Origin of the sequence: Protofrankia sp. CiP1_Cm_nod2 (genome assembly GCF_920664355.1) — a bacterium.
In the GTDB taxonomy this organism is placed as follows: Bacteria; Actinomycetota; Actinomycetes; order Frankiales; family Frankiaceae; genus Protofrankia.
Genome location: NZ_CAKKTL010000073.1, coordinates 15,055 through 15,934 on the forward strand (window position 1 = coordinate 15,055; position 880 = coordinate 15,934).

Genomic DNA, 880 nt, shown 5'->3' on the forward strand with positions numbered 1-880 from the left:
GCACTCGGGACCAGGGAGGACATCTGCCGAGCGCCTGTACGCCTCACGGGGCTAGCCGATGATCAACAAGAATCTAATGAAATTTTGCTAGTTTCGATGCAGCATAGCGTGATTCGCGCCACTGTCAAACACCCGGACCGCTCGGTCGTGCGCACGCCCAGGCCTTCTAAATAGATCTTGAAATCATTTTCAACATCAATAGTCCCCTGGAGACAGAATATTGATTTTTTGTAGTTAATTTTATGTTCTGTAGATAAATGCTGTGTCGCAGCCCCGACACAGCGATCTGCTGACTGGCAACTACGACTGCTGGACAACACCCATCTGATGCGGATGGCGGGGCGGTTCTCTCACCGGATACGCACCTGGGCCCCAGCCACCAGGTCCCGGCCATCGACATCGCCGCACTCCCGGCCCTGCGAGACCAGGTCATCGGCCCCATCCGTGCCAGTGTCCGCAGCCCGCGGATCGACGCTGGGCCCGTGTCGACCGCAACTACGAGGCCCCGCACGCCGGCAGGCATGCTCTCGCACCCGACTTCGGCATCGTCACTCGCGTCAACACGACACAGACGACATCTTGCCAATCAGCACACCCCAAACGCCCGGGCTGATCCGCCTCGCCCTAAATCTGAGTCGAATATTATGTGGAGTACCCACCGTCGACGTTGAGCGTCTGTCCTGTCACGTACGACGAGCGGGGCGAGGCAAGGAACGCCACCACCTCTGCGACCTCGTCCGCCGCACCGAAACGGCGGAGCGCGATCGCTCGCTGGGCGGCCTTCAGCGCGCGCTCGTCGTAGTCACCCGTGCTCAGCAGGTCCTCCCAGATCCCGGCCTCGATCGTGCCGACCCCGACGCAGTTCGCGCGCACACCTTTC

The 880-nt window shown here is 60.8% G+C and carries 1 protein-coding gene; it reads right to left on the minus strand.

All coding sequences use genetic code 11. The annotated features are described in order from the left end of the window. Positions 1-642: 642 nt before the first annotated feature. The coding region (locus tag NBW84_RS10580) for an SDR family oxidoreductase (protein WP_250284070.1) at positions 643-880 on the minus strand (238 nt) is incomplete at its 5' end.